Genomic DNA, 15,886 nt, shown 5'->3' with positions numbered 1-15,886 from the left:
AGTGGGGGAGCCGGTCATCGAGACCACTGCTGCCCTGGTCGGGGACGGCACGGACATCGCCCAGGCCCGTCACCTGGCAGCCGCCTTTCTCACCCGGGTCCAGGCCGAGCATGGCCTGCCCGTTTCGCAGCGCGCCCTGCACCTCACTCAGTTGGTGGTCAGCGAACTGGTCACCAACGCCCGTAAGTACGCTCCCGGCCCGGTGTTGCTGGATCTTCGTATCGCCGGTGACGCGGTCGAGGTCGTGGTGGGGGACTCCTACCCGGTGCTGCCGATCGCCCGGGCCGCGGACGCGGGCCGGGCAGCACGGTCTGGAGATCGTGTTGGCCGTCGCGCAGGTTTTTGAAGCGCAACGTGAGCCGGTCGGTAAACGCAACACCGCCCGCATCGCCCTCGCGGACGACCCGGGGTGGCGCCGTCTCGGGCCGCCAACCCCTGTAAGGACCGTCTGTGAGCTCCCGGCAGTCCGTTAGTCCGTTGTGGCGGAGGGGGTGAGGTGCTGAAGCACACCCGTAGGGCCATCGCGGGCATGCGCGCGAGTGTGCGACGGTGGGGGGACAACGAGATCGACCGGCCCCCTTGGGGCGCCGGTCTTTGAGAGTCGGGCGTTGCCCCCATCCCGGGCACCCGGCCCCCTGCCATCGCGTTCACCCTCTCTATTCGAGGGTGCTTCGTCTTTGGGCTCATCAACCTCCGGAAGGGGGCGCGCCCAGCATGAACTCCATCACCACTCTCAACGGCACAACCGCGACCATCACGGTGCGCAGTGACATCGACTTCGACACCCTGCCCCCGCTCCGCGCCGCGGCCGACGCGCTCCCCGCGCACGTGACCCACCTGCTGTGGGACCTGAACCACACGCTCTTCATGGACGTCGCCGGCCTGCACCTCCTCTTCGCCCCCACCCCGCCCGACCGTCAGGGTCGCCACACGACCGTCACGGGGCTGCGCCCGCAGCCGCTGCGGCTGCTGCGCCTGGCCGCGGAGGCGAACCCGGTGACCTTCAATCTCGATCATCTGCTCTGCGACGCACCTGCCACCGTGTGAAGGCGCCGGCCGCCAGCGGGTGGCAGCCAGAGCGGGAACCGTTCTCCTCGTCGACGGGGGCGGCTGGGGCCAACGAGGAAGTGGCTACAGCTCGAATTCGAGGTCGACGAGGTCGGTGAGTTCGACTTCGAGGCCGTGGGCGCGGCGGCCCTGGTCGCGGAAGTAGACCTCGCCGAGGGCCTCGGCCGCGAGTCGGCGGAGCTGGTCCTCGGTGAGGCCGGCTTCCTGGGCCTGGAAGAGACGGGCGGCGTGGCCGGGGGCAGGGCGAGGGTGAGGTGGCGTACGCGGGCGTCGTCGGTGCTGCCGGGGGCGGCGGTGTAGCCGAACCGGGCGCGGACGTCGATCATGATGCCGCCGGTGGTGGCCGCGGCCTGCTTCGCCTTGGCCCGGATCTGCGGCTGCCAGCGCACGCGGACCTCCCGTTCGAGACGGTCGGTGAGTTCCGGCCGGGGACTTTTTGATCTGGTTCTTCACATACCGCTCGACGGTGCGCCGGCTGATTCCGAGCAGCTCGGCCACGCGCCTCGTACTGCGCTGGGCCTGGCGGACCAGGCAGCGCATCTGGGCCCCAGCGGTCTTCGGGATGGGGCGCGTGAACGCGCCCTGGACCGCGCCGGTCGTGACCATCGACTGCTGCCCCCCTTGCTTCTCCTCCCTTGCTTCTACCCCCCTTGCTTCTACTCTCCGGTGTCTTTGGTGGTGACCTCGCCGGTCTTGATGTAGCGGGCGAGGTTGGCGACGTGGCCGTCACCGGCGAGCTGTTCGAGGATGTCGGCGCCCCACAGCACGCTCTGGGTGCCCTCGTGTTTGACCATCCCCGGAGAGACACCGAGCCGGAAACTGCCGGGCGCAGTCCTGCCGTCGGTGTCGTAGGGCAGGACGTCCAGCGGGCTGGGCCCGTCGGCGGCGTACACGGCGCAGTCCGGCGCCTCAGCATCTCCGCCGACGCGCAGGGGCGGGGCTACGGCCGCTTCGCCGTCGATGCCGTAGCCGACCTGATCCGCAGCCGGGACGGCGCGGAGATGTACGTCTGCTGGCACCCCGGCGCAGGTGGGCCCGGAAGGCTTCTACCTCAGCTTGGGTTCCCGGCCTACGGGGAGTCGACGGGAGTGAGTTGGTGGGGGTGTTGGACCTGTGACCCGCGCGGGTGCAGGTCCGTCGGGGGTGCCCGTGGAGTCCCCACCCGGCTCCTGTTGCACGGGCTCGATGCCAAGGTGTGCTTGACCTTGTCGCTGGCGGCAGGGTTGGACGATGACCGGCATGAACCGCACTGCACCGCCTACCAGCAGGATCGTCGCCGTCACGGGAGCCGGCACCGGGATCGGCCGGGCCACTGCCCGTGCCTTCGCCGCCGAGGGCGCCCACGTAGTCGCGATCGGGCGGCGAGTCGAGCCGCTCGAAGAGACCGCTGCCGGGGACGCCAGGATCACACCGCTGGCCGCCGATATCACTGCCGAGGGCGAGCCCTGTCGCATTGTCGAGGCCGTCCTGGAGATACACGGTCGGCTGGACGTGTTCGTCAACAACGCCGGTATCGTGCGCAGCGGCGCTCTGGGCATGCTGACGCCCGAGATGATCGAGGCTCAGCTCGCCACCAACCTCGTCGCCCCCATCCTCCTGGCTCAGGCCGCGCTGCCGCTCCTGGAGGCGTCGCGCGGGGTGATCATCAATGTCAGTACATCGGTGGGACAGCGGGCATGGCCGGGCAGCTCGGTCTATGCGGCGACGAAAGCCGCTCTGGAGCTGCTGACGCGCAGCTGGGCGGTCGAGCTGGCACCCCGCGGGGTCCGGGTGGTGGCAGTCGCGCCCGGTGCGATCGACACTCCCATCGGGGAGCACCAGGGTCTGACGCCGGAGCGGATGGCCGCAGTGCGGGATTGGCAGCTGGCCCACACCCCGCTGGCCCGGATCGGCCGCCCCGAGGAGGTGGCCTGGGCGATCGCCCAGCTTGCCGCCCCGGCCGCTTCGTTCGTCACCGGAGTGGTACTCCCGGTCGACGGCGGTGCGGTTGTGGCGTGATAGGAGTGGCCCGGGAGGTGGGACGGGTGCGGATCGGTGAGCTGGCCAGGGCAACCGGTACGACCGCTCGTGCGCTGCGGCACTACGAGCAGGCCGGACTCATTACCTCCGAACGGGCCTCCAACGGTTACCGCGTCTACGACGAGCGGGCCGTGGTGCGCGTCGGCAACATCCGCTACCTACTGGCTGCCGGGCTCACCCTGGACGACGTACGGGTGTTCCTGCCGTGCCTGGACGGTGATGTGGCTGCGGCACCGCCCTCGGACAGGGGCCTGCGGGTCGCGCTGCAACGTCTGGCAGTCCTCAACCAACGGATCGCCGCGCAGACCGAGGCCCGCGACCGGCTGGAAACCGCACTGCAGCAGGCAGTCGGTGGACAAGTCCGCCCGGTGGCCCAACCAACCGCCTCATCGGACCGGCCGAAGAACCCCGCCGTCGCTACGAACCCAACCGAGACTCGCAGGGACGCTCTGGCCGCCACTCCTGCGGCCACACCTGCATTACCGTGTCGGTTGCCTCGTCCGAGAGGGTGAGGCGACTGCGGGGCACGTCGTCAGGATCAGGGCGACCGCCTCATCAAGGGCGGCGATCTCCACCTGGGTGAGGGTTGGGTTCGCGGCCCGCCGGGCCCGGGCGTCAGCCAGCAGCATGCCGTCAGTCCCGCCGAGTTGACGCAACAAGGCGGGGAGTACCGCCCGGGCGATGTCGGCGGCGGCCGGCATGGTGAGCGCCGCCTGCGCGAGGATGAGCGCAGCCATCGCGGTGTCCAGGCCGGGAGGGCCCTCCTGGGCGGTGGCCCAGTCGATCACCACAGGGCCGTCCGTGGTGAGAAAGACGTTCTCCGGGTGCAGATCAAGGTGGACGATGCGGTGGGCGGGGTCGGCCCCGACCCGGGGCGGAATGGCGTGCAGCCGCATCAACAGACCGGCGAGCAGGCCGCCCGCCTGCTCGCCGCTGAGCGTGCCCGCGACCAGCGCCTCACGCATGGTCGGTCCCGAGAGCCGCTGCATCACCAGTTCCCCAGCCGCCGCGCCCGGCCACACCGCCGGGACCGGATACCCGTGCTCGGCCAGGTATGCCATCACGACCGCTTCACCGGTGGCGTCCTCCCCGTTTCGGTAGCGCCGCACCACACGCTTCTCGTCGAGTGCGAACACATCCGCTGTGCGCCCCGCCCCGACCAACTCCCCGATCTGCATCCGCCGAACTTACACCGAGCGCCGCCGAAGCTGCTTCGGGCCTCAATCACGAATTCTGTCGGCTCGCGGGGGGTGGCAGGCTGACCGCCCCCGCGGACCGGAGCCGGCCTGATCTGACAGAGACGGCCCTGGTGCCGCGCTGCGGAAATTTGGTGGCGCAGCGCTGGGGGACAGCAGCCAGGGGCCCCGAGGGAACTCGTTGGGGGCGACGGGTGAAGGAGAGATGAAAGCCCAAACCTTCGAAGCGTTTCCCAGGACGAGAGGAGCCCCGATGACCGTGGAGCCAGGCATCCGCACGGGGGCGGAGAGAGATGCCTCGGTAATTGCGCGGTCCCGGGATGAACCCGAGGCATTCGCCGTGCTCTTCGACCGGCACGCGGATGCGGTACACCGTTATCTGGCCCGTAGGCTCGGCGGCGAACCGGCCGACGACCTCATGGCGGAGACCTTCACCACTGCTTTCCAGCAGCGGCACCGGTACGACCCCGCGCGGGCCACGGGCGACGACGCCCGGCCCTGGCTGCTCGGCATAGCGACCAACCTGGTCAGCCGGCACCGTCGGGCCGAGGCCCGCCGGTTCAAGGCGTTGGCCCGCATCCCGGCTCCCGCCGACCACGAGGAGCCGCTGGCGGACCGGGCCGCGGCCCGGGTAGGGGCACAGGCCGTACGCCGCCAGCTGGCGGCGGCACTGGCCGCACTGCCCGCGCGCCACCGGGACGTGCTGCTGCTGGTGGCGTGGGGAGGTCTCGGCTACGAGGAGGTGGCCCAGGCCCTCGGTGTGCCCATCGGCACGGTCAGATCACGGCTGCACAGGGCTCGCAGCAAGCTACGCGAAGCGTTGGGCGGATCCGATCCGACGACACTGCGAGAGGTATCCGGCCATGACTGACGAACTCGAACTCCTGCGGGACTGGGACGCGGACGCGTCCCCGCTCAGCGAACCGACCCGAGCGCAGGCCCGCCACCGACTGCTCAACACGATTGCGCGCACGGAACGGCACCCCGGCGCCGCACCCAGCCGCCGCCACGCGCTGCGCCTCGCGACAGCCGCGGTGGCCACCCTGGCGGCTGCCGGCGCGACAATACTGATCACCGAGGACGCTGCCGACGAGGGCGGCCGCACCGACCGGGCGGGCACGGACACTCCGCGGATGCGTAACGCCGCCGCCGTGACGGTGCTGAACGGAGCGGCAGGGCGGGCGAGTAGGCGTGAGACGTCCGTGGCGCCGCGCGACGACCAGTTCATCTACTGGAAGCGGATCATCAAGGAGACAGCGCGGAAGACCGGCGCCGTCAAGTCCTATGTGGACGTGAACTGGGACTCGGTGGACGGCTCCAAGCGGTCCTTGACCATGGAGCTCGGGCGGGTGATCTGGGAGGAGCCCCTGGGGAAGAACGAGGGCGTGTGGCCGCCTCGGGAATGGAGCCAGCTGAAGAAGCTGCCCACCGACCCGGAGAAGCTCATCCGCGGCATCATCAGCCTCGGCAGGGCCCACAAGCCGATCGACGCTTTCAGCGCGTGGGACTGGTACGACGCCTACTTCATGCTCGGCAACCTCCTGAAGTGGCCGGTACTGCCCGACGGACTGCGCCCTGCCGCGTACGAGGCCCTGGCCCTGGTGCCGGGGGTCAAGGCGACCCCGGGGATGAAAGACTCCGCCGGGCGGACCGGGGTGGGGATCTCCTACCCCAGGGAATCGTCCGAGAAGAACAGATACTTGATCTTTGACCCGGAGTCGTATGAATTCCTGGGCTTCCGCGACGAGCGGACTTCGCGTTCCGGGAAGGAGACCTACATCCAACTGTCCCACGTGGTGGAGTGGGCAATCGTCGACCACTTGAGGCAACGCCCCTAGGCAGTGCGCTCAGGCTGCTCGGTCGTTGGTCCGGGAGTGACGCTACACAGATCCGCAGTGGGCGCGGATTGAGCCGTTGCTCCCGGACTGACCGTCGAAGGCGGTGGTCATCGGCGGGAACCAGCTGGGCCTTCGTGTCCAGTGCACCGTGTCGTGCCGCCCCGCGGTCACGGACCGAACCGGTCCTGCTGGGCACGCTGATCGTCGAAGCGGGCAGTCAGGTCGGGCCAGTGCTTGGACCACCGCCCCACGTCACCCGCTGACAGCAACCACCGTGAACGCAGGGCCTCATAGGGAAGGAAGCGGACACAGGTCCCCGTGGACCCGTCGGCTTCGACGGGCTGCAGGTCAGTCACAGGGATGCCATGCTCATAGCGCTGGCTCCAAGAGCCCTGAAGTCGGCGGTTGGTGTGAATAAGCCATTCGCTGAGCGCTGCGACGACGGACATGCCCCGACGTGGATGCCCGTCCGGAAGCCGCTCTGTCTCCGGAAGGTCGAAGAACCGAAGATCCTTCGTGGACATGACTGGCTTCTTCACCACTTGACCGTGTTCGTCGACCCGAGTGTCCGTGCCCCGGCCGTCGTCCCTCACCGATACCGAGCCGTCCGTATGCAGCGTGACCACACAGCTTCCCCCGCCCCGGCCGGCCGCCTCGTCCGCAGCGTAAGCGACGACCTCAAGAACAAGGTGCTCGGGGCCGCCAGGCGCGAACTCCGCGGGATTGTCACGGATCCGGCCTAGGTGGACCTTGTCCACGGTGCCGGCCCAATCGTGAGTGGTGTTGGCCCAGGAATTCCTTGATCCATCCATTCGCCAATTATCCTGCTACGTGCATGACGCTGCGTCATGCACTGACGGTGCCTCATGCAGACCTTGCGACCCCTATGAGGAGTTCGCCTCCAGCCGTGGCGACCTGCCCGCGCTCCGGAAAAAGATGGTGTTCTTACGGGTGACCGCGTCGAGCGCGTCCCTGGCGGCCGTCGTCCTGGTGGCCGGGCCGGGATCCAGGGGCCATGTGAGCGCGGTCGGCAGGATTCGCCGCTCTCGTACGGAGTGGCGAGCGACGCCCAGTCCGTACCGTCCAAGATCTTGTGAAGAGGCAGGTCGGAATGAGAGTGGTCGTCCGTCGTCCGGCTGCCGGTGGTGCATGTGAACGGCGCGCCCCGGGTGCCGGGCACGGGGAGAGGCGCCCGGAGTGGTTGATCGGGGACCAGCGAGCTCGCGATCACGGGCGGCCCCTTTCGGGAACCCATGCACGTTCGAATCCGGCCCTCTCCGCCCACGACGACGCCTGCGGCCACGTCGTCGGCCGGGCCGAAGCGGATCGGCCCGGCCGACGGCAACTCGTGGGTCAGGGACGCTGCTTGACCTTGTCGACGACGGCATAGCTTTCGAGCGTGAAGGTACGCTTGTACGTCTTCTTCTTCCCGCCGCTGTCGGAGATGCGGGTGTCGGCGTAGCCGAGGAAGTCGTAGGTGCCGTCTGCGAAGAGGAGGACATCGTTCGTCGGCAGGTTGTGGAACGGGTCCTGGTAGGCGATTGCGACACCCGCTCGCCCCTCGGTGTCCGTCACGCCGGGAGTCGCGGTGACGCCGGGAACCATGCCGAGTGCCTCGAACGCGGCCGCGCGCAGCCCCGGCGGCATCACCGGCGTCCGGTGAAGGAGGCCGACGATGCCGAACTCGATCATCGGCCAGTCCTGCGCCTTGATGCCGGACACCGACGTCGGCCTGCCGTGGACCAGCTGCTTGTGCACGGCGAGGACCAGGCCGGCGGGATCGGTGGGCAGCTTCGTCAACTCCTGCCACCGGGTCGGCGGCCAGATCGACTCGTTGGGCTTCAGCGGCTGTGACCACCAGCCCTTGCCCACCTCCATCGTCCACCCGCGTTTGGAGCCGTCCACCGAGCGCCAGTTCTCGTCGACGAAGGTCCGTGTCCGGCCCGTCGTGGACTCCGTCTCCCTGACGATCTCCTTTGTGTAGATGAACTGGTCGTCACGCGGGGCGAGCCGCTTCTCGTGCCGCCGCTCCGTGGCGGCGGCGGCCTCGAGGACGGTGGCGGCGCTGACCGGCCGCAGACGGGGAGAGATGGGGCCCGGCGCTGCCGCCGGCCGGTCCTCGCGGATGGCGCCGACCACCACCACCGCACCACCGGCGACGGCGGCCGCCACAGCGGTCGCCAGGGCGGCCCGGACGACCGGCCGGCCGAACAGGCGGGGCCGCAGTGCGCCCGTTGACACGGCGGCGCAGGCATCCCGTTTCCTCGCGCCCGCGCCCCTGCCCGCCCCGCGGGAGCGGGCCGGACCGTTATCCGGATGCCGGCCGATCCCTGCCAGCATCCGCTCCCGCCCGGCTGCCAGCCCTAGTGAGTCGGGACGGGGAATCTCGGTGCGCATCTGCCGCAGCAGGGTCATGTCATCCATCCGCGAACTCCTCGCGTACCGCGGTGGGGTCCACCCCACCAAGAGCCTTCTGGACCTTCTTGCGCGCCCGGTGCAGCCGCGAGCGCACCGTGCCGACGGGGATCTCCAACGCCTGCGCCACTTCCTCATAGGAGAAGCACTCCCAGGCGATCAGCAGGAGCACGTCCCGGTCGCCCTTGGAGAGATGGGCGAGCGCGGCGGCGAGCTGGCGGGTGACGGCGGTGGCGGCGACCCGGTCGTCGGTGCTGTCGTGGCCGTCAGCCACCACGGGATCGACGCTGGTCCTGGCCAGCGCGCGGTACTGCGTCACCTCCAGGCGCCGGTGCTGGGATATCAGGTTGCCTGCGATCCCGTAGAGCCACGGGCGCACCTCGCCCCTGGCCGGGTCGAAGCGCTGCCGGCGGTGGTACGCGACGAGGAAGGTCTCCGCCACGACATCGTCCGCCAGCCCGAGGCCCAGGCGGCGCGCGACGTAGCGGTGGAGGTCGGGGGCGTGCCGGTCGTACAGCGCGGCGAACCCCCGGGAGGCGTCGCGGTCCTGGAGCAGCGCCGCATCCTCAGCGGGATCTCGTCGACCCTCCGGTCGAGAGAGTGCTCTCACATGGAGCTCCTTGTGTGTCGTACCTCCGGGCGACTCGTGCCGCCCGGTCAATGCCACTCCGCAGGAGCGGGCGTTCGAGTTCACGCGCAGGCCCGGGCCCGGAGGTGCCGCTCAGCGACGGCGGCAAGGCACAGCGACGGTCGCTCCGCACTCGCTGGACGGCTACGCCCGGGACAAGTTCGACATCTGGTCCGGCCAGCCCGGCGGCTGTACCACCCGTCAGGCTGTCCTCGCCCGTGACGGGAAGAGGCGATCTGCACGAAGACGGGAACTTCCTCTACATGGACGTCTGGGAGGAGGACGCGATCTGGTTGGCGATCGTCTTCCGCAGGCTGGCACCCATGGACCTTGACCTGGTGTTCTGCGATGAGGGTCACACCTTCGACGTTCGTCTGCGGGCTGGGACGACCGAGGCCGAATTGACGGACCTGGTGAATGCTGCGGGTTGATCTCACCACGTGGCAGCGAGCTGGAGGACCAGGACGGCTTGGACAAGGTTCGTGATCCGGGTCGTCGAGGGGCGCAGTTTGCGGAGGAGGCGCCAGGACTTGAGGGTGGCGATGGCCTGCTCAACCAACGCACGGATCTTTGCTGGGACCGGTTGACGGCCTGCTGGCCACTGGAGAGGCTGTCCCATCGGCCGCGGTTCGGAAGACGGGCTGTGCCGCCTGCATAGCCCTGTCTGCCCAGCAGGTGATGTCGGCCTCGGCGAGTGCGTCGATGATGCCGTGCTTGCGCGCGGCCCTGACGTCGTGGACGGCGCCGGCCAAGGCTGGTGAAGCCCACATCAGACGCCCCATCGGATCAGCGTGACCTGCACGTTCATGCCGTGCTTCTTGTGTTTGCCAATAATGGGCGATTGCTCGGCGATTCGGTCGATGGGCAGGAGTGTCCCGTCCAGGATCACGTACGCCTTCCTCGACGCCGCTCGTACGGCTTCGGTGAGGGTGGGGGCGAGGGCGGCCAGGAGGTTGACGGCCTCGGTGATGTATCGGTAGGCGGTGGTGGTGCCGATCCCGAATCCCGCCGCGAGCAGGGCGTAAAGCTGGCCACTACACAGGTGGGCGAGGGTGAGCAGGGCCTGTCGGCCTGCGTTGCCGGACGGAGCGAACCGACGTACGACAGCCGGGTTCATGCTGCCTTACACGGCCTGCACGGGCCCGGTGCCGATGTGCGGCGTCACCCATTCGGCCGCAAGGTAAGCGGGACCTGATAGCCGCCAACGAGGTCACCCAGGGGGCCAGTGCGGGGAGGCGTCAATGGATCACTGGAAGACCTTCTGTTCCCGCGACTCCCACCCGAGGACCAGGCCAACGCGAACGGCGAACCCGGTGCACTTTAGCCGGGCCCCAACACTGGGATCGAGGACAGCGACTGACCGATGCCAGCGGTGCGAAGGCCCAGCGTGCACGACGCGGCACCCACCCTCAGTGACGCGGGCAGGAGTCCCAGCCGGATCAGCCCACAGGCAGACGCCACTATCAGCGGCACGCCTCACCTTCGGATCTCGAGATGCGGTCACCAGCACCTGCTGGCTACGCTCGCAGAGGGCCGGGGGGCTATGGCCCCAGGCCAGGCGCAGCAGCCGCCTCCTCCCCGCCCAGCGGAGACGAAGTCGTCCGCAGTCCCCACCTCTGCGGGGTTCGCCCCGCCACGAGAGGCAGGTTGCGATGAGGTTCACCCGCACCCGTACAGCAAAAGCCGCCGCGGCAGCAGTGGTCGCCGTTCCGCTCGCATTGGGTGGTCTGGCATCGCAGAGCCACGCACAGGGCGCGTCCCCGAGCCCCTCGGGGACGTTCGGTTCGGGCTGTTCGTCGATCGCCCAGAAGGCCAACACGGCGAAGGACAAGGTCGTCGAAGCCGCGGCCGCCTACCCCCAGCTCAGCCAATTGGTCGCGGCCACGGTCAGGGCGAAGCTGACCAGCACCCTCGACGGGAAGCCCGACATCACCATCTTCGCCCCGAACGACAAGGCCTTCCAGAAGGTCACCGTGTCCCAGCTCACCTCGCTGCTGGGCAACGAGGGTCAGCTGAAGAAGACGCTGAGCTACCACGTCGTCGACGAGAAGATTACCCCGGACCAGCTCTCCAAGGGCTCCTTCACGACGGTCGAGGGCAGCAAACTGACCACCTCGGGCTCGGGCACCGACTTCAAGGTCAACGGCGAGGCGAACATCGTCTGCGGTAACCTCCAGGCCGCGAACGCCACCATCTACGTCATCGACCAGGTTCTCCAGCCGCCGTCCTGACCTCCGCCCGTACAGGCTCGGCCACCATCGAAGCTTGTGGGGTCAGCACGACGAATCGTCATAACGCGCTCGTCGACGGCCGGGGCGGACTGGTGGTTTACGAGCAGGGCCTGGGCGGCCGGGAGACGCTCGTGGCCGCGGCCGTGAGGATCGCGCACGCCACCGGCAAAAGACTGACGATCGTCGACGCCGAACCACTCAGAGGGGCAACCGCCCACCTGGCCACGCAGCTCGGCCGACAGGATTCGTCCCCGACGCAGTGCTGGCCGTCCACGGGGACGTCCTGCGCAACCGGGTCCTGGTGGAGTCGCTGCGCGCCGCAGCCCGCGACTCCAGCGTCCACGGGCATCTCGTCGTCGCCCGCCACTCATACGGCAGCGCTGTCCTCGACGCCTCCACGCCGGATTCCGGCCCCGTCCTCGTCCAGCCGAACTCCGGGGGAGTCTTCTGGGTGACCCAGGACGAGTCGGCACGGCGGCCGGACATCTGGGCAGACCTGGAAACCAGGCGGCAGTTTCTCGCGGACCTCCGTAGCGAGGATCCGGAACGCAGGCGGCGGGCCATGGAGCTCCTCTCCCCGCAACGCCCGGCCGACCCTACCGAAGCCGACCTCATCTCTTACGAGGACATGCGCACGGTGCTTCAGGGCCCCGCAACCCTGCGGGCCGTGCAGGCCAAGGCCGCCGAGCTTCAGGCCGCCACGGAGCAACGCCTCAGACAGGCGGCCGAAGCCCTCGCCCCCCCGCGACAGCACCGGAGCGCCCCCACAGCATGCATCCAGGCCGAGCGGCCGGCAGCCTCTGCCCCCGGCCGCTCCACCCCAGCAGGGACCGCGCCCGTAGGAGCACCGACCGGACCAGCAGCACCCCCGGCTCACTTGTGTCCATCTTCCGTGGCGCCCGCCTCGTGCCGCGGCCGGGCCTGGCGCGCTGCGGGGCACCGCCCAGACCCGCTCTCGACTTCCCTTGAGTGTCACCCAGAGCTGCGACTCGTCGTCGCGCTGCAGGTAGCCGTGGATGAAACGATGCCGGAACCTCGAAGCCGTCGTCCTCCTCGCGGTAGCGGCGGCATGACCGTGGAGTCGGATGCCCATCCGCCCTGCCGCTCGCGAGAGCAGGACGGGAACATGCGCGTTCGGGCGGGTTAGCGTCCTGCGGACTTGGTTAGCGCGGCAATAAGGCGGTGCCGTACCAGGTAGCCGCCGACCGCTCCTCCGCCTCCGGCTATCACCATGACGACCGCGGCGTTGCCCCACCCGCCGTGGTCATATCCCGTAGGTGCGGCCAGGGCTGCAACGACGCAGGCCGTGAGCAGCGTGATCTTCCGGTGGGCGCGCTTGGCGTCATCAGGGGTCATGCGGTCAGTGTGTCAGCCTCCTCGGTCCCTGCGGCTGGCTGTGTGCGCTGCTGCTGGGCGCGGGGGGCCCTATGTCTTTGGTCAAAGGATACGAGGCCGCCTTGCACTCGGGGGCCGGGCAACATGATGGGGTGGCCGACCTGCTGTGGGATGACGTGAAGTGCTTCTTCGACCCTGAATTGATGGGGTCGTTGCCGGACGTGCGTGTCCCGAATGCCTCGTAGAGGATTGGCAGGCGGTCCTCGATCTTGTTGCGGAGAAGGGCTGGAAGTACCAGTACTCCGAAGGGGAGAGGGTGCTTCCAGTGCCCCGGGCGGAGGCTGTGCTGTCCCGTCCGACGGATGCCGAGTGCTCGGACCTGCGGGTCTGGCCGACTGCAGATGTGTTGGCGATCTTCCGTTTTCATGCCGACGATGAAGTCGACTTCGACGTCGACCTGCGCGAGTTGCAGGGCCAGGAGCGACTCGATGTTTTCTGCGGCTTCCTCCGAGAGATCGGCCGACGGCTGGGCAAGCCGGTGCTGATGGACCCGGAGGGCGGCTCCGGCCATCCAGTGCTCGGCTTCGATGTCGAGGCCGATTGAGTCGTTCTCCTTGCAGACCCGCAGGTCAGATAACCGCCGCGGACGGCTGGGGCTCGTAGAGGGTTCCGTCGCGGAGCATCGCGAACAAGACGTCGGCTCGTTTGGCGAGACAGAGCAGGGCCTGGGTGTGGTGCTTTCCCTGGGCGATCTTCTTGCCGTGGTAGGCCCGCGAGGCCGGATCGCTCAAGCCGGCCCACACAGCGCGCAGATCGATGCTGAGTCTCGCGGCCGCAACGTCCAGGTCCTGGCCGTGCCGGAGAGCGGTGATGATCCGGTTGGCCTCGGGGCCGGTGAGCGGGACGGGGTCGGTCATGCCAGCACCCTACGGGCGTGACGTGCCAGCTTTAGAACAAGGTGTCAGTGCTCTCAAAGTCCTCGGTGGGTGCCCGAGCCGGCGCGCGGGAGCGGCGGGGCCGCGGGGGCTCCGGGTCCTTCCCGAACAGTGCTTGGGTCCCACACTCGTCGGGCACGGCGGGCACCGGCCGGCACACGGCCGCGCCGACCAGGTTGAGCGGGGCGCAGCCGTCGAAGTCGGCGCGCTTCATACGGGTCCAGTCGCGGCCCTGGGGTATGGCGCTCACGTGCGGTCTCCTGTCTGCGCTCGGGGCCAGGGCGCGGGCCGCGCACCCGGCGGTGTCCGGTGCCGTGCGGCGCTCGCGTCCCACGGCGAGCCGCCTCGCCCCGGCGACCACCGTACGACGGACACGGAACATCATTTCGCCACCATCGCTTTCCCTCCCCGGCGACATCTCATCACCCCGAGCATCGGCCCTCGACCGGGCAGTGCACCACGAACCTTCCGGGTCCGAGGCGCCGACGGCACGCGCCGCCCGGATCGCGGCCCAGTCCCGTGAACGCTCCATGACCACCGCGCCCGCCGCACCACGCACCCATCCCGCCGCGGAACAGATCCTCCAGGCCCACAACTCCGCGCAGCAGCACCAGCCGGGCGTACACCCAGCTGGCCGCGGCTCATCGCTTGCCGAACCGGTGCCGTCGGAGGTGGTCAGCTGCCGGGGGTCTCCTAGATGATCTGTTCCAAGGGATCGTCTCCGCAGGTACCCACCAGGAGGAACCAGTGTCATACCCGCAACCGCTCACCCCCGAGAAGAAACTCGCCGATGCGAAGGAGCAGTTGAGCCTCCCGCGTATCGTCGTGATCTGCGGCTCGACCCGTTTCATGGCCGAGATGAGCGAGGCCGATCTGCGGGAGACCACAGCCGGAAGGATTGTCGTCAAGCCGGGTTGCGACATGAAGTCGCCGCACGAACTTTGGTCCGATCCTGTCGAGGCCGAGGCGCTGAAGGTTCAACTCGACGATCTGCACCGGGCGAAGATCCGGCTCGCTGATGAGGTGCTCGTAGTCGGCGGCTACATCGGAGACAGCACCCGAGCCGAAATCACCTACGCCCGGTCGCTGGGCAAGCCCGTGCGGTTCACGCACCCCGAAGTCGACCCCGAAGCCTGACAGCCCACCCCCACCCTCCGCAGGCACCCCGTTGGACCCGCCGTTCCTCGACCCCCTGATCCGTGTCCCGACGCTCGTACCGGCCGCTTACCGTCCCCTGCCTCCCGGCACGCCGCACATTCAGCCGGTCCCTCCGGCGACGCCTTCCGACCCGCGGTTCCCGCCGCTCACGCCCAGCCAGGGTCAGAACTTCCAGACCTGGCTCGATTCGCTGCGCAAGGGGGACATCTCCGGCGGCAGGCCGGCCGAGCAGGCCTACCAAAGACGCGTGTCGGGCTTCCCGGAGTTCGAGGTACCAATCCCAGCAGGAATCAGTCCGTCCAACACGCTCATGGTGGACGGATTCCGCAACCTCGACGGTGCTACCGCTCGCTGGAAGACCTCCGCAAGAACAACGCGACCGGCGACGGAGACTTCCTCTACAAGGGTGACCGCCTAGAACTCCGCAAGTACGCAGCAGCGCTCAACGACCCACGCAACAAGGAGATGCGCGGTGTCGAGACGGTCACCGACAACCAAGATGCCGTCCAGTACTGGCGCATCATGATGGCGGCCTACGGCGTCAAAGGCCATGCCCGCTACGTCCCCTGACCAGCCCATCCCCAGGAAGTACCGCTATGGAACCGGAAGAGATCGCGGAACTGCGCACCATGTTCGTCTTCACCCCACCGCGAGGGCAAAGCTGGGGGCTGACCTTCGAGGGATTCGAGGCCCGGCTGCGTACGCGGAATCCGGATGCGTTCATCCGCATCGATCACGAGGGAGACGGCCCGGTCCGCGGATCATCGATGATCTTCGGGATCACTTTCGACGACGAGACCCTGGAAGGCTCTGCCAGCCTCCAACCCGAAGGCGTGGCCATCCGGGAGTGCAACGCCCACATTGCAGCCCGCGTCGCCCTCTGGCTTCGCAACAACGTGGCACCGGTCGACGTACCCGTCATGTTCAACACAGACTGGGGAATCGAAGAAGGTCTGGAACCCACCCTCTTCCCCGACGCCACCCGCCCACGGATTGTGACGGCACTCGTGCAGCACGTCGAGGAGACCGGCGGCCTCGACTGATAGCGCCTCGACGGTCACCT

General features: G+C 68.8%; 14 protein-coding genes and 8 pseudogenes. 12 read left to right on the top strand and 10 right to left on the bottom strand.

All coding sequences use genetic code 11. From position 1 onward, the window contains the following. Position 1 precedes the first annotated feature (1 nt). Positions 2-441: pseudogene (locus N8I86_RS00465) on the top strand (ATP-binding protein). Positions 442-714: 273 nt separating this feature from the next. Next, positions 715-1,047 (top strand): STAS domain-containing protein, encoded by a 333-nt coding sequence (locus N8I86_RS00460; protein ID WP_263276698.1) that lies wholly within the window; start codon positions 715-717, stop codon positions 1,045-1,047. Between the two features lie 84 nt (positions 1,048-1,131). Here N8I86_RS00460 and tpg read toward each other — a convergent pair. Both tpg and N8I86_RS00450 read right to left on the bottom strand, forming a co-directional pair. Beyond that, positions 1,132-1,674 (bottom strand): annotated as a pseudogene (gene tpg / locus N8I86_RS00455) (telomere-protecting terminal protein Tpg). Between the two features lie 50 nt (positions 1,675-1,724). Next, positions 1,725-1,970 (bottom strand): annotated as a pseudogene (locus tag N8I86_RS00450) (telomere-associated protein Tap); the annotation flags it as partial. A 328-nt stretch (positions 1,971-2,298) separates the two neighbouring features. Between N8I86_RS00450 and N8I86_RS00445 the strand changes: the two are divergent. Both N8I86_RS00445 and N8I86_RS00440 read left to right on the top strand, forming a co-directional pair. After that, positions 2,299-3,066: an SDR family NAD(P)-dependent oxidoreductase gene (locus N8I86_RS00445; protein WP_263276697.1), complete on the top strand. Its 768-nt coding sequence runs from the start codon at positions 2,299-2,301 to the stop codon at positions 3,064-3,066. A gap of 26 nt (positions 3,067-3,092) precedes the next feature. Then, a pseudogene (locus N8I86_RS00440) lies at positions 3,093-3,461 on the top strand (MerR family transcriptional regulator); the annotation flags it as partial. Positions 3,462-3,566: 105 nt separating this feature from the next. Here N8I86_RS00440 and N8I86_RS00435 read toward each other — a convergent pair. Continuing rightward, entirely contained in the window at positions 3,567-4,265 is a 699-nt protein-coding gene (locus tag N8I86_RS00435) for a phosphotransferase (protein ID WP_263276696.1), read from the bottom strand. 271 nt (positions 4,266-4,536) lie between these two features. On the opposite strand from N8I86_RS00435, the gene N8I86_RS00430 reads away from it, so the two are divergent. Further along, positions 4,537-5,154, top strand: a complete 618-nt coding sequence (locus tag N8I86_RS00430) for an RNA polymerase sigma factor (protein WP_263276695.1) — start codon at positions 4,537-4,539, stop codon at positions 5,152-5,154. Then, positions 5,147-6,121 (top strand): CU044_5270 family protein, encoded by a 975-nt coding sequence (locus N8I86_RS00425; protein WP_263276694.1) that lies wholly within the window; start codon positions 5,147-5,149, stop codon positions 6,119-6,121. Before N8I86_RS00430 ends, N8I86_RS00425 begins: the two co-directional genes overlap by 8 nt. A gap of 167 nt (positions 6,122-6,288) precedes the next feature. Here N8I86_RS00425 and N8I86_RS00420 read toward each other — a convergent pair whose 3' ends face one another. The 3 genes from N8I86_RS00420 to N8I86_RS00410 all read right to left on the bottom strand — a co-directional run bounded on the left by N8I86_RS00420 (position 6,289) and on the right by N8I86_RS00410 (position 9,146). Beyond that, entirely contained in the window at positions 6,289-6,879 is a 591-nt protein-coding gene (locus N8I86_RS00420; protein WP_263276693.1) for an ATP-binding protein, read from the bottom strand. A gap of 595 nt (positions 6,880-7,474) precedes the next feature. Then, entirely contained in the window at positions 7,475-8,545 is a 1,071-nt protein-coding gene (locus tag N8I86_RS00415) for a CU044_5270 family protein (protein WP_263276692.1), read from the bottom strand. Further along, positions 8,538-9,146 carry an RNA polymerase sigma factor gene (locus N8I86_RS00410; protein ID WP_123439443.1) on the bottom strand — a complete coding sequence of 203 codons (609 nt, stop codon included), beginning with the start codon at positions 9,144-9,146 and terminating at the stop codon, positions 8,538-8,540. Before N8I86_RS00410 ends, N8I86_RS00415 begins: the two co-directional genes overlap by 8 nt. Before the next feature lie 281 nt (positions 9,147-9,427). On the opposite strand from N8I86_RS00410, the gene N8I86_RS00400 reads away from it, so the two are divergent. Beyond that, on the top strand, positions 9,428-9,595 hold the full coding sequence (locus tag N8I86_RS00400; RefSeq protein WP_263280224.1) for a hypothetical protein: 168 nt from the start codon (positions 9,428-9,430) through the stop codon (positions 9,593-9,595). 2 nt (positions 9,596-9,597) lie between these two features. Here the strand turns inward: N8I86_RS00400 and N8I86_RS00395 are convergent. Beyond that, a pseudogene (locus tag N8I86_RS00395) lies at positions 9,598-10,242 on the bottom strand (transposase family protein); the annotation flags it as partial. 574 nt (positions 10,243-10,816) lie between these two features. Here N8I86_RS00395 and N8I86_RS00390 point away from each other — a divergent pair. Beyond that, positions 10,817-11,395 (top strand): fasciclin domain-containing protein, encoded by a 579-nt coding sequence (locus N8I86_RS00390; RefSeq protein WP_263276691.1) that lies wholly within the window; start codon positions 10,817-10,819, stop codon positions 11,393-11,395. A 1,143-nt stretch (positions 11,396-12,538) separates the two neighbouring features. Here the strand turns inward: N8I86_RS00390 and N8I86_RS00385 are convergent. Then, positions 12,539-12,751, bottom strand: coding sequence for a hypothetical protein (locus N8I86_RS00385; protein ID WP_263276690.1), 213 nt, complete (start codon positions 12,749-12,751; stop codon positions 12,539-12,541). Between the two features lie 131 nt (positions 12,752-12,882). On the opposite strand from N8I86_RS00385, the pseudogene N8I86_RS00380 reads away from it, so the two are divergent. Then, positions 12,883-13,334, top strand: a pseudogene (locus N8I86_RS00380) (hypothetical protein). Between the two features lie 25 nt (positions 13,335-13,359). On the opposite strand, the pseudogene N8I86_RS00375 reads toward N8I86_RS00380, so the two are convergent. Both N8I86_RS00375 and N8I86_RS00370 read right to left on the bottom strand, forming a co-directional pair. Further along, positions 13,360-13,521, bottom strand: a pseudogene (locus tag N8I86_RS00375) (IS110 family transposase); the annotation flags it as partial. A gap of 157 nt (positions 13,522-13,678) precedes the next feature. After that, entirely contained in the window at positions 13,679-13,915 is a 237-nt protein-coding gene (locus N8I86_RS00370; protein WP_263276689.1) for a hypothetical protein, read from the bottom strand. Positions 13,916-14,412: 497 nt separating this feature from the next. Between N8I86_RS00370 and N8I86_RS00365 the strand changes: the two genes are divergently transcribed. The 3 genes and pseudogenes from N8I86_RS00365 to N8I86_RS00355 all read left to right on the top strand — a co-directional run bounded on the left by N8I86_RS00365 (position 14,413) and on the right by N8I86_RS00355 (position 15,866). After that, positions 14,413-14,802 carry a DUF4406 domain-containing protein gene (locus N8I86_RS00365; protein ID WP_263276688.1) on the top strand — a complete coding sequence of 130 codons (390 nt, stop codon included), beginning with the start codon at positions 14,413-14,415 and terminating at the stop codon, positions 14,800-14,802. 268 nt (positions 14,803-15,070) lie between these two features. Continuing rightward, positions 15,071-15,393 (top strand): annotated as a pseudogene (locus N8I86_RS38950) (restriction endonuclease fold toxin-2 domain-containing protein). Between the two features lie 26 nt (positions 15,394-15,419). Continuing rightward, positions 15,420-15,866 carry a hypothetical protein gene (locus N8I86_RS00355; protein ID WP_263276687.1) on the top strand — a complete coding sequence of 149 codons (447 nt, stop codon included), beginning with the start codon at positions 15,420-15,422 and terminating at the stop codon, positions 15,864-15,866. The last annotated feature ends 20 nt before the right edge of the window (positions 15,867-15,886 follow it).

The organism is Streptomyces albidicamelliae (genome assembly GCF_025642175.1).
Classification (GTDB): Bacteria; Actinomycetota; Actinomycetes; order Streptomycetales; family Streptomycetaceae; genus Streptomyces; species Streptomyces albidocamelliae.
This window is presented reverse-complemented; position numbering and strand designations above follow the sequence as displayed.

Excerpts from the sequence above, each read along its gene's own strand:
- N8I86_RS00460 (WP_263276698.1), top strand. The coding sequence starts at position 715 with ATGAACTCCATCACCACTCTCAACGGCACAACCGCGACCATCACGGTG.
- N8I86_RS00445 (WP_263276697.1), top strand. The coding sequence starts at position 2,299 with ATGACCGGCATGAACCGCACTGCACCGCCTACCAGCAGGATCGTCGCC.
- N8I86_RS00435 (WP_263276696.1), bottom strand. The coding sequence starts at position 4,265 with ATGCAGATCGGGGAGTTGGTCGGGGCGGGGCGCACAGCGGATGTGTTC.
- N8I86_RS00430 (WP_263276695.1), top strand. The coding sequence starts at position 4,537 with ATGACCGTGGAGCCAGGCATCCGCACGGGGGCGGAGAGAGATGCCTCG.
- N8I86_RS00425 (WP_263276694.1), top strand. The coding sequence starts at position 5,147 with ATGACTGACGAACTCGAACTCCTGCGGGACTGGGACGCGGACGCGTCC.
- N8I86_RS00415 (WP_263276692.1), bottom strand. The coding sequence starts at position 8,545 with ATGGATGACATGACCCTGCTGCGGCAGATGCGCACCGAGATTCCCCGT.
- N8I86_RS00400 (WP_263280224.1), top strand. The coding sequence starts at position 9,428 with ATGGACGTCTGGGAGGAGGACGCGATCTGGTTGGCGATCGTCTTCCGC.
- N8I86_RS00390 (WP_263276691.1), top strand. The coding sequence starts at position 10,817 with ATGAGGTTCACCCGCACCCGTACAGCAAAAGCCGCCGCGGCAGCAGTG.
- N8I86_RS00385 (WP_263276690.1), bottom strand. The coding sequence starts at position 12,751 with ATGACCCCTGATGACGCCAAGCGCGCCCACCGGAAGATCACGCTGCTC.
- N8I86_RS00355 (WP_263276687.1), top strand. The coding sequence starts at position 15,420 with ATGGAACCGGAAGAGATCGCGGAACTGCGCACCATGTTCGTCTTCACC.